General features: G+C 71.4%; 15 protein-coding genes, 1 tRNA gene and 1 pseudogene. 11 read left to right on the top strand and 6 right to left on the bottom strand.

Going from position 1 to position 14171, the window contains the following annotated elements; translation table 11 throughout:
- The 4 genes and pseudogenes from EDM22_RS19550 to EDM22_RS10155 all read left to right on the top strand — a co-directional run.
- Nucleotides 1-332: pseudogene (locus EDM22_RS19550) on the top strand (ABC transporter ATP-binding protein); the annotation flags it as partial.
- Between the two features lie 274 nt (nucleotides 333-606).
- Nucleotides 607-1500 carry a MetQ/NlpA family ABC transporter substrate-binding protein gene (locus EDM22_RS10145; protein ID WP_122936941.1) on the top strand — a complete coding sequence of 298 codons (894 nt, stop codon included), beginning with the start codon at nucleotides 607-609 and terminating at the stop codon, nucleotides 1498-1500.
- Between the two features lie 139 nt (nucleotides 1501-1639).
- A complete protein-coding gene (locus EDM22_RS10150) occupies nucleotides 1640-2668 on the top strand; it encodes a methionine ABC transporter ATP-binding protein (RefSeq protein WP_122936942.1) in 1029 nt (342 codons plus the stop codon).
- On the top strand, nucleotides 2668-3327 hold the full coding sequence (locus EDM22_RS10155) for a methionine ABC transporter permease (RefSeq protein ID WP_122936943.1): 660 nt from the start codon (nucleotides 2668-2670) through the stop codon (nucleotides 3325-3327). The genes EDM22_RS10150 and EDM22_RS10155 overlap by 1 nt, the downstream gene beginning before the upstream one ends.
- Nucleotides 3328-3516: 189 nt before the next feature.
- On the opposite strand, the gene EDM22_RS10160 is transcribed toward EDM22_RS10155, so the two are convergent.
- Nucleotides 3517-4008 carry a MarR family winged helix-turn-helix transcriptional regulator gene (locus tag EDM22_RS10160; protein WP_122936944.1) on the bottom strand — a complete coding sequence of 164 codons (492 nt, stop codon included), beginning with the start codon at nucleotides 4006-4008 and terminating at the stop codon, nucleotides 3517-3519.
- A 129-nt stretch (nucleotides 4009-4137) separates the two neighbouring features.
- Between EDM22_RS10160 and EDM22_RS10165 the strand changes: the two genes are divergently transcribed.
- The 5 genes from EDM22_RS10165 (at nucleotide 4138) to EDM22_RS10185 (ending at nucleotide 8847) form a co-directional block, all read left to right on the top strand.
- Nucleotides 4138-4209 (top strand) — tRNA-Gln (locus tag EDM22_RS10165).
- 1 nt (nucleotide 4210) lies between these two features.
- Complete coding sequence (glmU, locus tag EDM22_RS10170) at nucleotides 4211-5653, top strand: bifunctional UDP-N-acetylglucosamine diphosphorylase/glucosamine-1-phosphate N-acetyltransferase GlmU (protein WP_122936945.1); 1443 nt, start codon at nucleotides 4211-4213, stop codon at nucleotides 5651-5653.
- Between the two features lie 35 nt (nucleotides 5654-5688).
- Nucleotides 5689-6666 (top strand): ribose-phosphate diphosphokinase, encoded by a 978-nt coding sequence (locus EDM22_RS10175; RefSeq protein WP_122936946.1) that lies wholly within the window; start codon nucleotides 5689-5691, stop codon nucleotides 6664-6666.
- Nucleotides 6666-8372 (top strand): long-chain-fatty-acid--CoA ligase, encoded by a 1707-nt coding sequence (locus tag EDM22_RS10180; protein ID WP_122936947.1) that lies wholly within the window; start codon nucleotides 6666-6668, stop codon nucleotides 8370-8372. Before EDM22_RS10175 ends, EDM22_RS10180 begins: the two co-directional genes overlap by 1 nt.
- A 1-nt stretch (nucleotide 8373) precedes the next feature.
- Complete coding sequence (locus tag EDM22_RS10185; protein WP_122936948.1) at nucleotides 8374-8847, top strand: hypothetical protein; 474 nt, start codon at nucleotides 8374-8376, stop codon at nucleotides 8845-8847.
- A 30-nt stretch (nucleotides 8848-8877) separates the two neighbouring features.
- On the opposite strand, the gene EDM22_RS10190 is transcribed toward EDM22_RS10185, so the two are convergent.
- From EDM22_RS10190 to gndA, 4 genes are read right to left on the bottom strand one after another with little or no spacing between them, the layout of a single operon-like run.
- Nucleotides 8878-9306: a hypothetical protein gene (locus EDM22_RS10190; RefSeq protein WP_122936949.1), complete on the bottom strand. Its 429-nt coding sequence runs from the start codon at nucleotides 9304-9306 to the stop codon at nucleotides 8878-8880.
- A complete protein-coding gene (locus EDM22_RS10195) occupies nucleotides 9303-9647 on the bottom strand; it encodes a DUF202 domain-containing protein (RefSeq protein ID WP_122936950.1) in 345 nt (114 codons plus the stop codon). The genes EDM22_RS10190 and EDM22_RS10195 overlap by 4 nt, the downstream gene beginning before the upstream one ends.
- A gap of 11 nt (nucleotides 9648-9658) precedes the next feature.
- Nucleotides 9659-10012, bottom strand: a complete 354-nt coding sequence (locus tag EDM22_RS10200; RefSeq protein WP_122936951.1) for a YidH family protein — start codon at nucleotides 10010-10012, stop codon at nucleotides 9659-9661.
- A 24-nt stretch (nucleotides 10013-10036) separates the two neighbouring features.
- Entirely contained in the window at nucleotides 10037-11497 is a 1461-nt protein-coding gene (gene gndA, locus EDM22_RS10205) for an NADP-dependent phosphogluconate dehydrogenase (RefSeq protein WP_122936952.1), read from the bottom strand.
- Nucleotides 11498-11846: 349 nt separating this feature from the next.
- Here gndA and EDM22_RS10210 point away from each other — a divergent pair, with 349 nt between their 5' ends.
- A complete protein-coding gene (locus EDM22_RS10210; RefSeq protein WP_122936953.1) occupies nucleotides 11847-12479 on the top strand; it encodes a 50S ribosomal protein L25/general stress protein Ctc in 633 nt (210 codons plus the stop codon).
- Nucleotides 12480-12666: 187 nt separating this feature from the next.
- Complete coding sequence (gene pth / locus EDM22_RS10215; RefSeq protein ID WP_122936954.1) at nucleotides 12667-13296, top strand: aminoacyl-tRNA hydrolase; 630 nt, start codon at nucleotides 12667-12669, stop codon at nucleotides 13294-13296.
- Between the two features lie 64 nt (nucleotides 13297-13360).
- On the opposite strand, the gene EDM22_RS10220 is transcribed toward pth, so the two are convergent.
- Nucleotides 13361-14107: an RNase H family protein gene (locus tag EDM22_RS10220; RefSeq protein WP_342768513.1), complete on the bottom strand. Its 747-nt coding sequence runs from the start codon at nucleotides 14105-14107 to the stop codon at nucleotides 13361-13363.
- Nucleotides 14108-14171: the final 64 nt, after the last annotated feature.

Consider the following 14171-nt stretch of genomic DNA (forward strand, 5'->3'; position numbering starts at 1 on the left):
CGGCAGCGGCGGGCGCCAGCGCCGGCGGGGGAGCAGGCGCGGGCGCCAGCGGGGGCGCCGTCGCGGGGTCGAACGCGGGCGGCGGCGCCGCGGCATCCGCTGCCCTGACCGGCGCTGAGCGTCGCGCGGCCGAGAAGGAGATCGCGTCGATCGACCGCCGGCTCGAGAAGCTCGCCGCGCAGATCGCCGTGCAGCACGAGAAGCTGGCGCTGCACGACCAGGGCGATTACGTGGGGCTCGGAGTGCTCGGCGACGAGCTCGCGGCTCTCGAGTCCGCGGTGGCCGACCTCGAGACGCGCTGGATCGAGGTTTCCGAGCAGCTCGAGGGATAGCCGCCCGGGATCTCCGACCGGCCGCCCGGGATCGCCGACCGGGCCTCGAGACGCGCTGTGTCGAAGGTCGTGAGCTGGATGCGGCTTGGTCCCGCAGGATCTGTGACCGAGTGTGTCGCCGGGGTCAGGTGAGCGAAGATCCTTCGCATACGGTGGAGATGCGTCCGCGATCGCGGCAACGAAGCCCCCACCGCCACCAGCGGTGGGGTTCGTCATGTCGGGCACCACGCCACCAGCATTCGATCGCGCGCGTCCACGCGAAAGGGAACACAGCATGTCCAGCACCACCACCAAGCTCCTCGCCGCACTCGCTGCGGCACCGCTCGTGCTCGCGCTCGCGGCCTGCGCCCCGGGCGCGGCCGGTGAGGAGGCATCCGACGATGTCGTGACCATCGGGGTCGTCGGCAAGAGCGACCCGCAGTGGCCGGCCTTCGAGCAGGCTGCGGCCGACGCCGGCATCACGGTCGAGCTCGTCGACTTCGCCGACTACACGCAGCCCAACCCGGCGCTCACCGAGGGCGAGCTCGACCTCAACCAGTTCCAGCACATCGTCTACCTCGCCGACTACAACGTGTCGGCCGACGAGGACCTCACGCCGATCGGCGCGACGGCGATCTACCCGCTGGGCCTGTACTCCACGAAGTACGACTCGGTGAAGGACATCCAGGCGGGCGACACCGTCGCCGTGCCCGACGACCCTTCGAACCTCGCGCGCGCACTGCTCGTGCTGCAGTCGGCCGGCCTCATCGAGCTCGACGGCGGCGGCTCGATCTTCTCCACCGTCGCGGACATCGACGAGGCGAAGTCGAAGGTGAAGGTCACCCCGCTCGAGGCGTCGCTCACCGCGACCTCGCTGCCGGATGTCGCGGCCGCGATCATCAACAACGACTTCGTCGAGGACGCGGGCCTCACCTTCGCCGATGCGATCGCGAAGGACGACCCGTCCGACCCGAACGCGCTGCCGTACGTGAACATCTTCGCGGCCCGCGCCGAGGACAAGGACGACGCGACCTACCGGAAGCTCGTCGAGATCTTCCAGACCGACCCCGAGGTGCAGGCGGGCCTGCTCGAGTCGTCGGGCGGCACCGCGGTGGCGCTCACGACCCCGGTGTCCGAGCTCGAGGAGTCGCTCGCGACCGTCGAGGCGGACACGAAGGCGCAGGGCTGATCCCGACCAACGCATCGACGCGCCACGTGTGCGGGTCGAGGAGCCGGCTCCGCCGGAGTCTCGTGGCCGTTCCCTCGGTCTCGAGACGGCCCGACGGCCTCCTCGACCCGCGCGGGCGCGTCGCCGAAGGAGCATCCCCATGGCCCTCGTGAGTCTCGCGAACGTCACCAAGTCGTATCCCTCGCCCGACCGGAAGGGCCCACCGCTCGTCGCCGTCGACGACGTGTCGCTGGACATCGAGGCAGGCGAGGTCACCGGCATCATCGGCTACTCGGGCGCGGGCAAGTCCACGCTCGTGCGGCTCGTCAACGCCCTCGAACCGGCGACGAGCGGGTCGATCCGCATCGACGGCCGTGAGATCACCGGGCTGGCCGAGCGCGAGCTCCGCGACATCCGGCTCGGAATCGGCATGATCTTCCAGCAGTTCAACCTGTTCGACGCGAAGACCGTGCGGGCGAACGTGGCCTACCCGCTCAAGGTCGCCGGCTGGTCGAAGGCCGCGATCGCGGAGCGCGTCGACGAGTTGCTCGACTTCGTCGGCCTCGCCGACAAGGCGCGCAGCCACCCCGACCAGCTCTCGGGCGGCCAGAAGCAGCGGGTGGGCATCGCCCGGGCGCTCGCGACGCGTCCGGCGATCCTGCTCGCCGACGAGGCCACGAGCGCGCTCGACCCGGAGACCACGCACGAGGTGCTCACGCTCCTCAAGCGCGTGAACGAGGAGCACGGCGTCACGATGATCGTCATCACGCACGAGATGGACGTGATCCAGTCGATCGCGACCCGGGTCGCCGTCATGGACGGCGGGCGGGTGATCGAGCACGGGCCCGTGTTCGACGTGTTCTCCGACCCGCGGCATCCGTCGTCGCAGAAGTTCGTGGGGACCGTCGTGAAGGGCATCCCGTCGGCCGCCGAGCTCGCGGTGCTGCGCGAGCGGCACGAGGGCCGGATCGTCACGTTCTCGTTCCGCGACGGCGACGCCTCCCAGGCGCGGGTCTTCGTCGAGCTCGCCGAGGCGGGCCTCGAGTTCGAGCTCGTCTACGGGGGCATCAACGACGTCCGCGGCCGTGCCTTCGGTCACCTCACCCTCGCCATCCGAGGGGCGGATGCCGCGGTCGACGCCGCGCTCGCGACGATCGGCACGCACGCAACCGTGACGGAGGCCAGCTGATGGAGGCCCTCTTCGACCTCGCCCCCGAGTTCTGGCAGGCGGCCGGCGAGACGCTCTACATGGTCGCCCTCACGATGGTGTTCGGCGGCGCGGGCGGCTTCCTGCTCGGCACCGGGCTCTACGCCACGCGTGCGGGCGGACTGCTGCCCAACGCGGGCGCGTACAACGTGCTCAACGTGCTCATCAACTTCTTCCGCCCGATCCCGTTCATCATCTTCATCGCGGCCGTGCAGCCGCTCACGCGCGCCGTGATCGGCACGGGCATCGGCACGAACGCCGCGATCTTCGCCCTCTCGCTCGCGGCGGCGTTCGCGATCGGGCGCATCGTGGAGCAGAACCTGCTCACCGTGCGTCCGGGCGTGATCGAGGCGGCCCGGTCGATGGGGGCGGGGCCCTGGCGCATCCTGCGCACGGTCGTCGTGCCCGAGGCGCTCGGACCGCTCATCCTCGGCTACACGTTCATCGTCGTCGCAGTGATCGACATGACCGCGATGGCCGGGTTCATCGGCGGCGGCGGCCTCGGCTACTTCGCGCAGCTCTACGGGTACCGCCAGTTCGAGCCCGTCGTCACGTGGGCCGCGGTGCTGCTCATCGTGGTGTTCGTGCAGGTCGTGCAGTACGCGGGCAACTGGTTGGCCCGCACGGTGCTGCGGCGGTGATGCGGGGGCGCCTCGCGCTCGACAGCGGCGCGCATCGCGTCGGTGATGTGGACTGTCGAGGGTGAGGTGCTCTGTTCAGAACGGGGCCGACGAGCCCGCGAGCCCGATGTGGCTCAGCGTGCGAGGCTCGGCGCCGTGAACGCCGTGGCGCTGCAGGAATCCGCGGCGGATCGCGGCCCCAGCGACGCCCTACGCGAACCCGAGCGAGAGCTTCCGCAGCAGCGCCGCGAGCCGGCGCTGCTCGGCCGCCGGAAGGCCCTTCAGGAGCTCGGCCTCGGCGTCGACGAGGCGCGTGATCGCGGCATCCACGCGGGTGAGGCCGGCGGCGCTCATCTCCACCAGCACGCCGCGGCCGTCGTGCGGGTCGGTCTGCCGCGTCACGAGGCCGCGCGCGACGAGGCGGTCGATGCGGTTCGTCATCGTGCCGCTCGACACGAGCGTCTGCGTGAGCAGCGCCTTGGGGGAGAGGCGGTAGGGGCTGCCCGCGCGACGAAGCGCCGACAGCACGTCGAACTCCCACGACTCGAGCTCTGAGCGCTCGAAGGCCTGCCGGCGGGCCCGGTCGAGCAGCTTCGAGAGGCGGGCGACGCGCGAGAACACCTGCAGCGGCGCGAAGTCGAGGTCGGGCCGCTCGCGCTCCCAGTCGTCGACGATCCGGTCGACCTCGTCAGCATCCGCCATGCCGCCAGTATCCCATCGGCCCGCTCCCGTCGAGGGGCCCGTCCCGTTGACCGGCCCGTCCCGGTGGGTTCGGGCGGGCGGATGCCGCGTGGCAGACTTGGTGTCGCGTTCGGCGGACCGTCGGCGCGGTCCGCCATGGTGTAACGGCAGCACGACAGCCTTTGGAGCTGTGAGGACCAGGTTCGAATCCTGGTGGCGGAGCATGGACAACAACCTCGCCATCATCGTGCTCGCCGCCGGCCAGGGCACCCGCATGAAGTCAGCTGTTCCGAAGGTGCTGCATCCGCTCGCGGGTGCGCCGATCATCGCGCACGTGCTCGCCACCGCGCGGGCGCTCGACGCGGCGCACGTCGTCGCGGTGGTGCGCCACGAACGCGATCTCGTCGCCGAGGCGATCGAGGCCGAGCTCCCCGGCACGATCATCGTCGACCAGGACGAGGTGCCGGGCACCGGCCGCGCCGTCGAGCAGGCCGTCGTCGCCCTGCCCGACGACTTCGAGGGCGAGGTGCTCGTGCTGAACGGCGACGTGCCGCTCCTCAACGCCTCCACGCTCACCGAGATGCTCGAGCGGCACCGCGCCGACGGCCTCGCCGGCTCGGTGCTCTCCGCTCGCTTCGACGACCCCACGGGGTACGGCCGGATCGTGCGCAATGCCGAGGGCGCCTTCGACCGCATCGTCGAGCAGAAGGACGCCACCGACGACGAGCTCGCGATCGACGAGGTGAACGCGGGCGTCTACGCGTTCGGCGTGAACGCGCTGCGCGACCAGCTCGCGAACCTCACGACCGAGAACTCCCAGGGCGAGAAGTACCTCACCGACGTCATCGCGCACCTGCGCGCGGCGGGCTCGGAGGTCAAGGCGCGACCGGTCTCCGAGCCGTGGCTCGTCGCCGGCATCAACGACCGCGCGCAGCTCTCCGAGACGGCGGCCCGCCTCAACGCGCTCATCGTGCGCGGCTGGCAGCTGAACGGCGTGTCGATCGAGGACCCGGCGACGACGTGGATCGACCTCGCCGTGCGCATCGAGCCCGACGTCACGATCCGCCCGGGCACGCAGCTCAAGGGCGCCACCGCGATCGCGACGGGCGCCGTCGTCGGCCCCGACACGACGCTCGTCGACTGCGAGATCGGCGCGAACGCCGTGGTGAAGCGCACGGATGCCACGCTCGCCGTGATCGGCGAAGGCGCCTCGGTGGGCCCGTTCGCCTACCTCCGGCCCGGCACGCTGCTCGGCGCCGACGGCAAGATCGGCACGTTCGTCGAGACGAAGAACGCCCGGATCGGCGACAGCTCCAAGGTGCCCCACCTGTCGTACGTGGGCGATGCGACGATCGGCGAGGGCTCGAACATCGGCGCCGGCTCGATCTTCGCCAACTACGACGGCGTGAACAAGCACAGCTCGATCATCGGGTCGCAGGTGCGCACGGGGTCGCACGGCGTGTTCGTCGCGCCGATTAGGATTGGGGACGGCGCGTACACCGGCGCCGGAACGGTCGTCCGCAAGGACGTGCCCGCCGGCGCCCTGGCCGTGAACGTGGCACCGCAACGCAACATCGAGGGATGGGTCCTGACGCACCGAGCGGGCACCGCGGCCGCCGATGCGGCCCGGGCCTCCGTCGAGGCCGAGACTCCGGCCGAGGACTGAGACACACGCCGAATCCGGTGGAGAGGACAGCACACATGTCGCAAATCGAGACCACCGGATCGAAGCGCCTCGTGCTCGTGTCGGGCCGCGCGCACCCCGCGCTCGCGACCGAGATCGCGCACGAGCTGGGCGCCGACCTCGTGCCGACCGACGCGCGCACCTTCGCCAACGGCGAGATCTACGCGCGCTATGACGAGAGCGTGCGCGGCTCCGACGCGTTCGTCATCCAGTCGCACACCGCGCCGATCAACGAGTGGCTCATGGAGCAGCTCATCATGGTCGATGCGCTCAAGCGCGCCTCCGCCAAGCGCATCACCGTCGTCTCGCCGTTCTACCCCTACGCCCGGCAGGACAAGAAGGGCCGCGGCCGCGAGCCCATCTCGGCTCGCCTCGTCGCCGACCTCTACAAGGCGGCCGGCGCCGACCGCATCATGTCGGTCGACCTGCACGCGGCGCAGATCCAGGGCTTCTTCGACGGCCCGGTCGACCACCTCTTCGCGATGCCGGTGCTGCTCGAGCACTTCCGCTCGATCCTCGACCCCGAGACGCTCACCGTCGTCTCACCCGACATGGGCCGCGTGCGCGTCGCCGACATCTGGAGCGACAAGCTCGACGCGCCCCTCGCGATCATCCACAAGCGCCGCGACCCGCTCGTGCCGAACCAGGTGTCGGTGCACGAGATCGTCGGCGACGTGAACGGGCGGGTCTGCCTCCTCGTCGACGACCTCATCGACACGGGCCGCACGATCGTGAAGGCCGCCGAGGCGCTCAAGAAGAACGGCGCCATCGGCGTCGTCGTCGCGGCCACTCACGCCGTGTTCTCGAACCCCGCCGTCGAGATCCTGCAGAGCCCGGTGATCGACAAGGTCGTCGTGACCGACACGCTGCCGGTGCCCGAGGAGAAGCGCTGGGATCGCCTCACGGTGCTCCCCATCGCCCCGCTGCTCGCCCGCGCGATCCACGAGGTCTTCGAGGACGGCTCGGTGACGAGCATGTTCGACGGGGCCGCCTGATGACGGATGCCCCGGGGCGTCCCTGGCTCGCGAGCTACGCGCCGGGCGTTCCGCACGAGCTCCCCGACGTCGAGGGCTCGCTGTACGACCTGATCCGCTCCTCGGTCGACCAGTACGGCGACCACGTCGCCCTCGAGTTCTTCGACAAGACCACCACCTACGCGGAGCTCGGCGCCGACATCGAGCGGGCGGCCGAGGGGCTGCGCCTCATGGGCGTGCAGCCGGGCGACCCCGTCGCCATCGTGCTGCCGAACTGCCCCCAGCACATCGTGGCGTTCTACGCCGTGCTGCGGCTCGGGGCGATCGTGGTGGAGCACAACCCGCTCTACACGCCGCGGGAGCTCCGCCACCAGTTCGAAGACCACGGCGCCCGCGTAGTGATCGCGTGGGACAAGGTCGTCGAGACCATCCAGGCGTTCCCCGACGACGTGCGCGTGGCGCACATCGTCTCGGTCGACGTGACGCGGGCGATGCCGTTCCTCACTCGTGCGATGCTGCGGCTGCCCGTGGCCAAGGCCCGCGAGTCGCGGGAGGCGCTCACCACGAAGGTGCGCGGCACCACCCCGTGGGGCGAGCTCGTGGCATCCGCCCCCATCGACCCGCACATCACGTCGCCGGGCGTCGACGACGTCGCCCTCATCCAGTACACGAGCGGCACGACGGGCAGCCCCAAGGGCGCGACCCTCACGCACCGCAACCTGCTCGCGAATGCGGCGCAGTCGCGGGCGTGGGTGCCCGAGATCGAGCGCGGCACGGCCGTGGTGTACGCGGTGCTGCCGATGTTCCACGCGTACGGGCTCACGCTCTGCCTCACCTTCGCGATGAGCATGGGCGCCCGGCTCGTGCTGTTCCCGAAGTTCGACCCCGAGCTCGTGCTCAAGGTCGTCCGCAAGCGCCCGCCCACGTTCCTGCCGGCCGTGCCGCCCATCTACGACCGGCTCACCAAGGCGGCGGCGGCCGCGGGCGTGCCCCTGCGCGGCATCCGTATCGCCATCTCGGGCGCCATGCCGCTCTCGGCCGAGGTCGTCGAGCCCTGGGAGGCCGCGACCGGCGGCTACCTCGTCGAGGGCTACGGGCTGTCGGAGTGCTCGCCCGTGCTCATGGCGAACCCCGTCGCGCCGAACCGCAAGGCCGGCACCGTGGGCCTGCCGCTGCCGGGCACCGAGTGCCGGGTCGTCGATCCCGACGAGCCCACGCGCGACGTCGCACCGGGCACCGAGGGCGAGCTCGTCGTGCGGGGCCCGCAGGTGTTCCAGGGCTACTGGAAGAAGCCCGAGGAGACCGCGGCGGTCTTCGTCGAGGACCCCGCCGGCGGTGCCCCGTGGTTCCGCACGGGCGACATCGTCTCGATCGACGCCGAGGGCTTCGTGCGCATCGTCGACCGCATCAAGGAACTCATCATCACGGGCGGCTTCAACGTCGCGCCGAGCGAGGTCGAGGAGGCGCTGCGGCACCACCCCGACGTCGTCGACGCGGCGGTCGTCGGGCTGCCCGACGAGCGCTCGGGCGAGCAGGTCGTCGCGGTCGTCGTGCTGCGGGAGGGCGCGACGCTCGACGCGGAGGGCATCCGCGCGGTCGCCCGCGAGCACCTCACGGCCTACAAGGTGCCCAAGCGCGTCGTCGCGGCCGACGACCTGCCCCGGTCGCTCATCGGCAAGGTCATCCGTCGCGAGGTGCGCACGGGGCTCCTGAACGCCGAGTCCTGACGTGGCCCCGGGCTTCCTCTCCGACGACACGGCTCGGGCGCTCGCGGCGCTCGTCCGGCTCGAGCAGGCGACGGATGCCGCTCCGCTCGCGCGGTTGCGCGGCATCCGCGAGCTCGCCGCGACCCTCGAGGCCGATCCCGCGGCCCTCGTCGCCGTGCGTGCGGCGCTCGCCGACGGCGCCGGATGGGACGACGTCGCCGAGGCGGCCGGCCTCAGCGCCTCGGCCGCGAAGTACCGCTGGGCGGGCGACGACGACGAGATCGCCGAGCGACACGAGGCGAGCCGGCGCCGCAAGCGCGAGCGGCCGTCGAGCGTCCCCACCGACCTGCCAGGGCTGTCGGTCGCGGAGGCGGCCGCGAAGTTCGGCGTGACCGCGCAGGCGATCTACCAGCGGGTGAATCGCGGGCTGCTCGAGGCGCGCACCGTCGAGCTGCCCGATGGGCGGAAGTACAAGCGGGTGTTCCCCGAGGAGTGAGCTCGGGGACGTGAGCCTCCGGCGTGGACGTCAGGTGTCGCGCTGGCCCGGAAGGGTCGTGCGCGGCAGTGCGGGCATCGGCCCGAGGTTGCCGAGGTACGCGTCGCCGCCCTGTCCGCGCACGTCGTAGCAGAGCCAGCCGGGGCCGCCCTGGGCGAAGAGGTCGAACGCGACACGCGAGGCCGTGGCATCCGCGTCGAAATCGGACACGTAGATCGCGCAGGCGCGCTCGGCCGCCGACCTCGCCACGCTGAACGCGGAGAGCACGAGGGGCAGCACCATCGCGCCGAGCGCGACGAGCACGGTGAGCCGCAGGATGCGCCGCCGCCGCTCGCCGAAGACGGGGCCCTCGTCGAGGGGGCCGTCGTCGATCGGCCCACCGTCGGGCCCACCGTCGATGGGCCTGCCGTCGATGGGTCCTTCGACGGAGTCGAACGGGTCGGACGCCGCGCTGCTCATGCCCCACCCCCGTTGGTCGCCATGACTGAGACGATACCCGCGATGCACGCGAGCAGGGTGGCCGCCGTGAGGCCGGCGAGCGCGCCACGCGGCGGCGTGATCGTGAGCGTGTCGCCCGACAGCTGACGTCGTCGCAGGGTCGCGACGACGATCGCCGCGCCGGCGGTGCCGAAGAGGATCACGCCGACCGAGACGAGCAGCGGCTCCCCTGCGATGAAGCCCGCGCGCACCGACAGCAGTGCGTTCACCGCGAGGGTGAGCGACGTTCGGCTCCATGCGAGCGCCGTGCGTTCGGGCTGGAGGCCCGGATCGCCGGTCGCCGGCACGGAGTGCGCGCTCATCGGGAGTCCGGTCAGGCCACGACGAACAGCACGGCGAGCACCGCTGCGGTGAGGAGGCACACGCCCGCGAGCAGGATCAAGACCCAGCTGAACGGGAGTGGACGGCCGTTGCGGATCGCGATCTCGTTGGCGCGCCACCGCGTGTACGCCACGACGCTCAGCACCGCTGCGGCGACCGCGAGCACGATCGCGAGGATCACGACCGCGAGGCGCGGCTCGAGCCCGCTCGCGAACTGGTGCAGCAGCACGCCGCCCGCGAGGATCGCGAGCGCCGTGCGGATCCACGCGAGGAACGTGCGCTCGTTCGCGAGCGTGAAGCGGTAGTCGGGCTCGTCGCCCTCCTGCCGCCAGGCTGGTTCACGCATCGCCGTCGACCCGTCCTGCCCGCGTCAGTGCGACGAGGGCGTGGTCTCGATCTCGGAGTGGTCGCCCGACCAGAGGGTGTGGAACACGCCGGGCTTGTCGACGCGCCGGTAGGTGTGCGCGCCGAAGAAGTCGCGCTGGCCCTGCACGAGCGAGGCGGGCAGGCGCGGTGCGCGCAGCCCGTCGTAGTACGAGAGCGACGACGAGAACGCCGGGGCGGGGATGCCCGCCTTCGCGGCGATCGCGACCACGTTGCGCCAGGACTCCTGGCTCGCGGCGATCGCGTCGCGGAAGTAGGGTGCCGAGACCAGCACGACGAGGCCCGGGTCCTCGACGTACGCCTCGGTGATGCGGTTGAGGAAGCGCGCACGGATGATGCAGCCCGCACGCCAGATCTTCGCGATCTCTCCCTTGTCGATGTTCCAGCCGAACTGCTCGGCGCCCGCGACGATCTCGTCGAAGCCCTGCGAGTAGGCGATGATCTTCGACGCGTAGAGCGCGCGCCGCACGTCCTCGACGAACGCGTCGTGGTCGGCCGGGTCGACCGACCACGGCTGGGCGGGGCCGGGCAGGCCGGCGGCGGCCTCGCGCTGGGCGCGCTTGGAGGAGAGGCTGCGCGCGAACACGGCCTCGGCGATGCCCGAGGTCGGCACGCCGAGCTCGAGGGCGTTCTGCACGGTCCAGGCGCCGGTGCCCTTGGCGCCCGCCTCGTCGAGGATGACGTCAACGAGCGGCTCGCCGGTCGCGGCATCCGTCTGGCGCAGCACCTCTGCGGTGATCTCGATGAGGTAGCTCTCGAGCTCGCCGGTGTTCCACTCGGCGAAGATGTCGGCGATCTCGGCGGGCGACTTGCCCGTGCCCTGGCGGATGAGGTCGTAGGCCTCGGCGATGAGCTGCATGTCGGCGTACTCGATGCCGTTGTGCACCATCTTCACGAAATGGCCGGCGCCGTCGGTGCCGACGTGGGTGACGCACGGCTCGCCGTCGGCGACCGCGGCGATCGACGCGAGGATCGGGCCGAGCGTCTCGTAGGCCTCGGCGGTGCCGCCGGGCATGATCGAGGGGCCGTTCAGCGCGCCCTCCTCGCCGCCCGAGATGCCGGTGCCCACGAAGTGGATGCCGGTCGTGGAGATCTCGGCCTCGCGGCGGATGGTGTCGTGGAAGTTCGCGTTGCCGCCGTCGACGATGATGTCGCCCGGCTCGAAGCGCTTCACGAGCTCGGAGATGACGGCGTCGGTGCCCTTGCCCGCCTGCACCATGATGATCGCGGTGCGAGGCTTGGCGAGCGACGCGACGAACTCGTCGTAGGCCTCGGCGGCGACGAAGCCCGCCTCGGGGTGCTCGGAGACGAGCGTCTGCGTGCGCTCGGGGGAGCGGTTGAACACGGCGACCGTGTTGCCCTCGCGGCTCGCGAGGTTGCGGGCGAGGTTCGACCCCATGACCGCGAGTCCCACGACGCCGATGTTTGCAGTTCCGTTTTCAGGCACGAAGCTCTCCTCGAGAAGTTCAGGGGGTCGCCTCCAGCGTACTGTGAGCCCGGCTCACCGTTGCGCCCTGTTGCGGTGAGCGGTTGCGGTGAGCCGTTGCGGTACGCGCTGCCGCGCGCGGGGCGACGCGGCTCCTGCGACCGCGAAGCCGTGAGGCTGGTAGACTGACCCACTGAACTTCGGCGAGGGATGTCGCGGGGCTCGGTCTTCCGGGTGCGACATCCGTGATCGACGCGGTGGAAGCAGGCTTCACGGCTGTTCCTCACGCTACAGCGCAACCCATTGCCGTGCGTTCGAGTTGACATTTCAGATACCGATCTGGGCCGAGAGCCCGCAAGGAGCCATCACCATGGACGAAGACAACAAGGTCGTCGCCGACGCGCGCGAGTCGTTCGGCAAGGGCGCTGCGCGCAAGATCCGCGCCGCCGGCAAGATCCCCGCGGTGGTCTACGGCCACGGCACCGACCCCCAGCACATCACCCTCCCGGCCCACCAGGTCGGCCTGCTCATCCGCAAGGCGAACGCCGTGCTCGACCTGCAGATCGCGGGCAAGAGCCAGCTCGCGCTCGTCAAGGACGTGCAGAAGGACCCCGTGCACCAGATCATCGAGCACCTCGACCTCATCGTCATCCGCCGCGGTGAGAAGGTCCAGGTCGAGGTCCCCGTGCACCTCGAGGGCGAGTCGTACTCGGGCACCATCGCCGACCTCGACGCCAAGACCCTCCTGCTCGAGGTCGAGGCCACCCACATCCCCGAGTCGATCGTCGTGTCGGTCGAGGGCCTCGAGGAGGGCACCCAGATCCACGCGAAGGACGTCGAGCTGCCCAAGGGCGCGACGCTCGTGAGCGACGACGAGACGCTCGTCGTGCTCGTGCACGTGCCCCAGAAGGTCGACCTCGGTGAGGAGGCGGCCGAGGCCGCCGCCGCCGAGGCCGCCGCAGAGGCTCCCGCCGAGGCGCCCTCGGAGGAGTCGGCCGAGTAGGTCGTTCCGCGGAGGGCCCGCGGCGCCGCATCCGGGTACGCTCGGGATGCGGGCCGCGGGCCCTTCGCCGTCTCGGTCGCACGATCCGGCACACGCACGACAGCGATCACGCGCGCGACATCCGCACACGCGAACAGCGATCGCACGCACGACATCCAGTACACGCACGACGCGCTCGGGAGGGCCGATGGGATTCCTCGACCGGTTCCGGCGCCCCCGGAAGGACGAGACCGTGGCCGAGAACACCTGGCTCGTGGTCGGCCTCGGCAACCCCGGCGCCCAGTACGCGGGCAACCGCCACAACGTGGGCCAGATGGTGGCCGACGAGCTCGCCGGCCGGCTCGGCACGAGCTTCAAGACCCACAAGACGCCGTCGCGCGTCGCCGAGGGCTTCCTGCGACCGGGCGGGCCGAAGCTCATCCTCGCGAAGCCCAACAGCTACATGAACACCTCGGGCGGCCCCGTGTCGGCGCTCCTCAAGTTCTACTCGGTCCCCGTCGACCGCCTCATCGTGGTGCACGACGAACTGGACATCCCCTTCGACACCGTTCGGCTGAAGCGCGGTGGCGGCCACGGCGGCCACAACGGCCTCCGCGACATCCAGAAGGCCGCGGGCTCGCCCGACTTCACGCGCGTGCGCGTGGGCATCGGGCGCCCACCGGGCCGCCAGGACGCGGCCGACTTCGTGCTCAAGGACTTCGCCGGCGCCGAGCGCCAGGCGCTGCCGAGCCTGCTGTCGGATGCCGCGGACGCCGTCGAGGCGATCGCGAGCGACGGCCTCGTGGCCGCCCAGCAGCGGTTCCACTCGCCGGCGTAGGCGCACGAGACCTGCGGCCGACACGCTCCGCGCGAGCGGCCTCGGTTGCGCGTGCGGTCCGATCTCAGATGAGGCCGCGCAGGAACTCCTCCGGCGTCGCGCCGGCTGCGCGTGCGCGCTCGAGGAGCCGGGTGTGCTCGCCGTCGGTGAGCTCGAGCGTCATCGTGAGCCACTCGGCGGCCGGGTCCTCGAAGTCGAAGAGCGCGGCGTCGGCGGGGCTGCGGTCGTCACGGTCGATGCGCGCGGCGGATGCGGAGGCGGCGGATGCGGAGGCGGCGGATGCGGTGCCCGCTGCCGGCGCGGCGAGCGCAGCGGCATCCGGCAGCGCGAGGCCACCCTGAACGAGGACGTCGCGCGTCCACCCCGGACCGACGGGGACCTCGAGCCGGCTGCGGAACGCCTCGGCGACCGCGCGCGCCCGCGTGTCGGCCGCTTCGTTGAGCGGGTGGCCGATGTGGCCGCGCACCCACTCGAAGCGGTAGCGGCGGCCGGCGATGACGGCGTCGAGCTCCTGGATGAGCTCGAGGTTGAGCACGGGCGAGCCGTCGGCCTTGCGCCAGCCCTTGCGCTTCCAGCCCGCCATCCACTTCGTGACGGTGTTGATCACGTACTGGCTGTCGCACTGCACGTGCAGCTCGTCGTCGAGGTGCGCGGTCGCGCGGAAGAGCTCGAGCACCGCCGTGAGCTCGCCCTGGTTGTTGGTGGCGTGCGGCCAGCCGCCTGCGGCCCAGCAGTCGTCGTCGACGTACCAGGCCCAGCCGGCGGGGCCGGGGTTGCCGAGTGCGGATCCGTCGGCTGCGGCTGTGATCACGATGATGCCTCCAGGGTGGTCGGGTCGGTGGCCATGCTATCCGGCGCCGCCGACCACGCAGGGC

This window comes from Agromyces tardus (genome assembly GCF_003710805.1).
Taxonomy (GTDB): Bacteria; Actinomycetota; Actinomycetes; order Actinomycetales; family Microbacteriaceae; genus Agromyces; species Agromyces tardus.

What these genes read in the sequence shown, in the direction of transcription:
- EDM22_RS10145 (WP_122936941.1), top strand. Translation starts at nt 607, where the DNA reads ATGTCCAGCACCACCACCAAGCTCCTCGCCGCACTCGCTGCGGCACCG.
- EDM22_RS10150 (WP_122936942.1), top strand. Translation starts at nt 1,640, where the DNA reads ATGGCCCTCGTGAGTCTCGCGAACGTCACCAAGTCGTATCCCTCGCCC.
- EDM22_RS10155 (WP_122936943.1), top strand. Translation starts at nt 2,668, where the DNA reads ATGGAGGCCCTCTTCGACCTCGCCCCCGAGTTCTGGCAGGCGGCCGGC.
- EDM22_RS10160 (WP_122936944.1), bottom strand. Translation starts at nt 4,008, where the DNA reads ATGGCGGATGCTGACGAGGTCGACCGGATCGTCGACGACTGGGAGCGC.
- glmU (WP_122936945.1), top strand. Translation starts at nt 4,211, where the DNA reads ATGGACAACAACCTCGCCATCATCGTGCTCGCCGCCGGCCAGGGCACC.
- EDM22_RS10175 (WP_122936946.1), top strand. Translation starts at nt 5,689, where the DNA reads ATGTCGCAAATCGAGACCACCGGATCGAAGCGCCTCGTGCTCGTGTCG.
- EDM22_RS10180 (WP_122936947.1), top strand. Translation starts at nt 6,666, where the DNA reads ATGACGGATGCCCCGGGGCGTCCCTGGCTCGCGAGCTACGCGCCGGGC.
- EDM22_RS10190 (WP_122936949.1), bottom strand. Translation starts at nt 9,306, where the DNA reads ATGAGCAGCGCGGCGTCCGACCCGTTCGACTCCGTCGAAGGACCCATC.
- EDM22_RS10195 (WP_122936950.1), bottom strand. Translation starts at nt 9,647, where the DNA reads ATGAGCGCGCACTCCGTGCCGGCGACCGGCGATCCGGGCCTCCAGCCC.
- EDM22_RS10200 (WP_122936951.1), bottom strand. Translation starts at nt 10,012, where the DNA reads ATGCGTGAACCAGCCTGGCGGCAGGAGGGCGACGAGCCCGACTACCGC.
- EDM22_RS10210 (WP_122936953.1), top strand. Translation starts at nt 11,847, where the DNA reads ATGGACGAAGACAACAAGGTCGTCGCCGACGCGCGCGAGTCGTTCGGC.
- pth (WP_122936954.1), top strand. Translation starts at nt 12,667, where the DNA reads ATGGGATTCCTCGACCGGTTCCGGCGCCCCCGGAAGGACGAGACCGTG.